The organism is Pseudomonas helleri, assembly GCF_001043025.1.
Classification (GTDB): Bacteria; Pseudomonadota; Gammaproteobacteria; order Pseudomonadales; family Pseudomonadaceae; genus Aquipseudomonas; species Aquipseudomonas helleri.
In genome coordinates, this window is record NZ_JYLD01000030.1 from 1 (window position 1) to 5,547 (window position 5,547).

Below are 5,547 nucleotides of genomic sequence, written 5' to 3' on the forward strand. Positions count from 1 at the left end.
CTGGTCGCATCAGTTCATCGTAGGTAAAGCGCCGATGGGTGTCGCGCCCGTCCCAGCTATCACGCAACTGCCCGGCGGCGTCATGACAGGCAAGCCGCCAGCCGGCATCCACGCTCGTGGTCAGCAGCACTTGGCCGCTGAGGCTGTAGCGCATGGACTGGTTTGCAAGATCACTCAGCTCAAATAAACGCGGATCGCATTGCTGGTTCAACCGACCGATTGCGTCGTAGCGCTGAAGCGTGTTGCGTGCTTGTACCGTGTCCTGCGTTGCACTTCGGTGCCAAGACACCGTGCGCACGACAAGACCGCGAGGGTCGCTCACAGTCAAAGTCGGGGTGTTTTGGTGCAGGGACATGCTCAATAGCGCCTCAAAATATGAGGTTAGTGTTCAAGCTGGTGACAGTAGCGCTCTGTAAATACTTTAAACAACTGTCAGAAATGACAGGTCACAGAAGTAGGAAAATTCCGTAGTTTGCTCAGAAGTCATCAACACGAGCAGGATGCGGAAATGGCCACACATTCACTTCTCATGACACTTGTGCCCACCGCCAAACTTCCCGAAAAGGCCCTCGCTCCTGGTCGACAGGACCTCATGGGCGCGCTCCCGGCTGCTGCACTCCCTGCCCAATCAGGTAAAGCCGCCAAAAAACTGCCCCACCGGAGTGTTTGATCATGGCCGAAGACTCACTGAGTGTTTCTACCCCGGTACTGCCCAAAGGCGGCGGCGCGATTCAAAGTATCGGTAAAGGTTGGGGCGCGGTTGGCAGCTCAGGGGCTGCCAGCAGTGGGCTGCCTTTACCTGTGTCGGCGGGACGTGGTTATGGGCCTTCTCTGAGTTTGAGCTGCAGCAGTTCAGCGGGGAACGGGCTTTTTGGCCTGGGTTGGGCGCTCAACCTCGGGGTTGTTGCCCGACGCAGCAACAAGGGCGTACCCACTTACACTGATGAGGATGTGATTGTCGGCCCCAGCGGTGATGTGTGGCTGGCTGAGCGAGATCAACAGGGCGAGCGTTTCGCGACGCGTGTTACCCAACAAGGCATTGCATACGATGTGACCCGCCACTTTGCCCGTGCCGAAGGCGCTTTCGATCGCATTGAGCACTGGCGGCCAGTACCGGCCAAACCGACAGATCCGCTAGACCCGGGTTTTTGGCGGGTATACAGCGCCGATGGCAGCCAGTCTGTATTTGGCTTACGCCCCGGCTCTCGCAGTACGGACCCGCACAACCCGCTGCGGGTCGGCGAATGGTTGCTGGAAGAAACCATGAACGCCCATGGTGAGCACGTGCTTTACGAGTACAAGCCTGAAGACGAGGTGGGGCTGGACCCCGAGCACCCTCGCGACTTCATCGCCCAGTGCTATCTGAACCGTGTGCGTTACGGCAATTTCGAGGCGCATGACGCGCTTTACTTATGGGATGAACAAGCGCTTGAAAGTGCTCAGTGGCATTTCGACCTGCTGTTTGACTACGGCGAGCGCACAGTCGAGCTGACCGAAAAACCCACCTATGAAGAAGAAACCGTATGGCCGGTGCGCAGCGATCCGCACTCAAGTTTTGCTTACGGCTTTGAACTGGGCAATCTGCGTCTGTGCCGTCAAGTGTTGATGTTTCATCACTTCCCCGACGAATTGGGTGAGGCGCCATTGCTGGTGCAGCGCCTACTGCTGAACTATGAAACCAGCCCACTGAGTTACAACTGCCTGGTGGCAGCCCATCTCATCGCCTATGGTGATGATGGCGCAGCAGAGTTTCGCCCTCCTGTGGAGTTCACCTACTCAGCGTTTAAGCTGCAGGATCAGCACTTTACCGAGTTTGAGTCCATGCCCGGCCTCAATGATGGCCAGCAGTATCAACTGCTGGACCTTTATGGCGAAGGCATGCCCGGCGTGTTGTATCGAAGTGATGATAATTGGCTGTATCGCGAACCGATGCGCGCCGACTCGGGTGACACCAACCAAGTCAAATATGGCCCTTGGCAATCGTTGCCTACGCATCCAGTGGCTGACTCCAGCAAGCCGGTGCAGCAGTCACTGACCGATTTGACCGGCGACGGAAAACTGGACTGGATCGTAGCCCAGCCAGGCTTGAGCGGTTTTTTCACCCTCAACCCGGATCGCACATGGTCACGCTTTGCAACGTTCGCGGCATTCCCTCAGGAGTTCTTCCACCCGCAAGGGCAAATGGCCGATTTGATCGGTGCAGGATTGTCCGATTTGGCACTGATCGGCACGCGCAGCGTGCGCCTGTATGCCAATCGCCGCGAAGCAGGCTTTAGCGCTGCACTGGACGTGCCTCACCCTTTGCCAGACGACCATCTGCCCTTGCTCAGTGACAGCCGAACTGAAGTCGTAGCATTCAGCGACCTGCTGGGCAGCGGCCAACAACACTTGATACGTATTCGCCACAATGAGGTGCGCTGCTGGCCGAATCTGGGTCGGGGTAACTTTGGCAAAGGCTTCTTGCTGCCTTGCCCGCAGTTTGCGCAGTACGCAGACTTTGACGCATCCCGTGTATTACTGGCCGATCTGGATGGCAGCGGTGCGGCCGATATTCTGTACCTGAACTCGCAAACGATCGATATCTATATGAACCAATGCGGTAACGCTTTTGCTGCCAGGCAAAGCGTGCCCTGGCCCGAAGGCGTGCGTTACGACAATACCTGCCAACTCAGTACCGCAGACCTGCAAGGGCTGGGTTGTTCGAGCCTGATTTTTACATCACCGCACATGTCACCACGCCATTGGCGTTGCGACTTTGTACAGGCCAAGCCGTACATGCTTGTTGAAACCAATAACAACATGGGGGCAACAGGCACTGTCAGATATCGCAGTTCGGCTCAGGAGTGGCTGGACGAAAAGCAATCACTGCTTGCCGCTCAAAAACCTGCCGTTTGCTACCTGCCGTTTCCCATGCATGTGGTGGCTCAGCAAACTCAACTCGACGAGATTACCGGCAATCGCCTGACTCAACACTTCCAGTATCGTCAGGGCTTCTACGACGGTCTGGAGCGAGAAGTCCGCGGTTTTGGTCTGCTGATCCAGACTGATACCGAAGCTGCCGACAACGAAGACATACCGGTGGGCAATACCGCCCCGACACTGACCAAAACCTGGTTCCACACCGGCCGCTACCCCGAGCTTGCGCCAGACGGTTATGACCTGCGGGACACTAAGGCTCAACCCTTAGGCCCTACCCTGCTGAGCCGTTACAAGGCTGAAAGCCTCGGTGGGGGTGAAACTCGGCACCATGACAACCTTATTGTCGCGCCTACGCAGGCCCAATTGCGCGAAGTGGCACGAACCCTGAGCGGCTCCCTCCTTCGCGTAGAAGTCTTTGGTCTGGAAGATGCCGACGGTCATAACGTGCTGTATTCGGTGCAACACAATCGATACCTGGTCCGTGAGCTAATGGCCCAGGACCTTGAACACCGTCAGCCCTACGCGGCAATGCTGGTGTTGCCGCTGGAATCCATCAGCTACCAGTACGACAGCGCTACCAACCAAAACGAAGATTTTGATCCGCTCTGCAAGCACAGCGTAGGACTGAGTTGGGATGCCTATGGCAGTTCGACTCACGCCGTTGTAGTCGATTATGCACGGCGCAAAACGTCTGCCAGCGTGCCTCCGTTCGTAGACGAGCATCAACAACGGTGGTGGCAGGCAGCCCACGATGAGGCCCAGCAGTCTTATTACTTGAGCGAAAGCCGGGCCCAGGCGATCAACCTGACGACCCGTAAAGCCTGGCGTCTTGGCTTGCCCTACCGGTCGCGCACTAATGCCCTGGTGCTACCCGCAAGCGAACTCTCCCCCGAAACGCTGGGTTACGAAACGCTATTGGATACCCTTGCAGGGCCGCTCAGACCACGACAAGAGCGCGTGCTGACAGGGCAAGCCGTCCAGCATTACAAAGGTGGTCAAGCAACATTGGCGGCGCTGGCCGACTTCACTGAAACGGCGGAGCTGGATGAAACCGCGCTGGCCGCCTATGACCGTGTATTTACCAAGCGTACTGATCTTTATCAGCGCCTCGAAGAGCTGGGTTATGTACGCATGGAGGTTTTTTTACCCAACGATGGAGAGGCGCTGTGGGCCGTCAGACGCGGATTCGCGACCTACGGCACGGCGGCCCAGTTTTACAACATCCTGCAATTTCGGCCCACCCTCAGTCATGGCCTGACAATCGTCACCTATGACCCGTACTTCCTGGCGCAGCTCAGTGTCACCACCCCGGATGGCTGTAGCACCGTGGCCACCTATGACTACCGAACCCTGCAAGCGTGGCGCATCGTCGACCCTAACCAGAATACCCAAGAGGCCATTTTTGACGCCTTCGGACAACTGCGGGCGAGCAGCTTCTACGGGACCGAACGCGGGGAAGCGATCGGATTTGATCCGATCAGCAGTTTTGAAACGAGCATCAAAGATCCGGGTGCGGCCATCGAAAGCCCTGAAGACGCGATTAAAAACGCCGCATCGGTAAGTGTCTACGACGCGTTTAGCTGGATGGGCCGTGTGCCAGACACCTTGCGTAATGACAAGGCCTGGATGCGCGAGCATGTGGCATCAGGTGACGTCATACCCTCCGGGCATCTATGTGCCAAGGCTCGGGCCCGCGCCATGACCCACCCGGAGTTGGCGCTCCTGGTTCAGGCGGTACGGCGCGAGCCGGTACACAGCGCCGTGCTGGTGGCAGATCGTTACCCTGGAGATGCCGCTCAACAAATCCGCATCAGCCTGGCGAGCTTCGACGGTTTTGGCCGCCCCCTGCAAAGCAAACAAAAAGTCGAGAATGGCTATGCCTATGCGGTCGACGATGAAGGCAACCTGATCATCGACAACGGTAAACCGGTCCAGGTACAGGACGTACCGCGATGGCGGGTCAGTGAGCGGGTGGAATACAACAACAAAGGCCTGGCGATTCGTACATATCAGCCTTACTTCGCGGATAAACATCGCTATATCAACGATGAGTCCTTTCGTGAGTTCGGTTACAGCGATCAACAGTTCTACGACTCTCTCGGGCGGCCGACTGACACGTTCACTGCCAGAGGCGGATGGCGCCGCCAAACCTACCTCACGTGGTACACCATCAGCGAAGATGAAAATGACCTGGACCAAGAGGTGCCGCCAGCACCGTTGAAGGCGACATTGCTGGCACAGTTGCGAAGCCGTCGTAAATGACGGCACTCAAGATCGGTTTGCACCAGCACACACCCAGCCTCTTGGTCACAGACCCACGTGGTTTGGTTATACGCAGCATTGCTTATCATCGACAGGAAGTTGAGGAGCCCATCGCTGAGCGGGTCCAGCGTCAAGTGTTCAATGCCAAGGGGCACCTGTGCCAGCAATGGGACCCGCGTTTATGTGAGCTGAGCGATCTTGCAAACCAGTCCATGCGCTACAGCCTCAGCGGCCAAGTCCTGCTGACCACGAGCGTGGATGCCGGCTGGCGGCTTGCCTGTCATGACGCCGCCGGGCAGTTGCGTGATAGCTGGGACGGGCGCGACACCCATCGGCGCTTTACCTACGATGAACTGATGCGACCAG

1 protein-coding gene and 2 pseudogenes are annotated in these 5,547 nt (G+C 57.4%); 2 read left to right on the plus strand and 1 reads right to left on the minus strand.

The window, feature by feature from the left end:
• Window positions 1–355 (minus strand): annotated as a pseudogene (locus tag TU84_RS25115) (RHS repeat-associated core domain-containing protein); the annotation flags it as partial.
• Window positions 356–672: 317 nt separating this feature from the next.
• On the opposite strand from TU84_RS25115, the gene TU84_RS25120 reads away from it, so the two are divergent.
• Entirely contained in the window at window positions 673–5,181 is a 4,509-nt protein-coding gene (locus TU84_RS25120) for a SpvB/TcaC N-terminal domain-containing protein (RefSeq protein WP_048373999.1), read from the plus strand.
• Window positions 5,178–5,547: pseudogene (locus tag TU84_RS25125) on the plus strand (RHS repeat-associated core domain-containing protein); the annotation flags it as partial. The gene TU84_RS25120 and the pseudogene TU84_RS25125, both read left to right, overlap by 4 nt.

Excerpts from the sequence above, each read along its gene's own strand:
- TU84_RS25120 (WP_048373999.1), top strand. The coding sequence starts at position 673 with ATGGCCGAAGACTCACTGAGTGTTTCTACCCCGGTACTGCCCAAAGGC.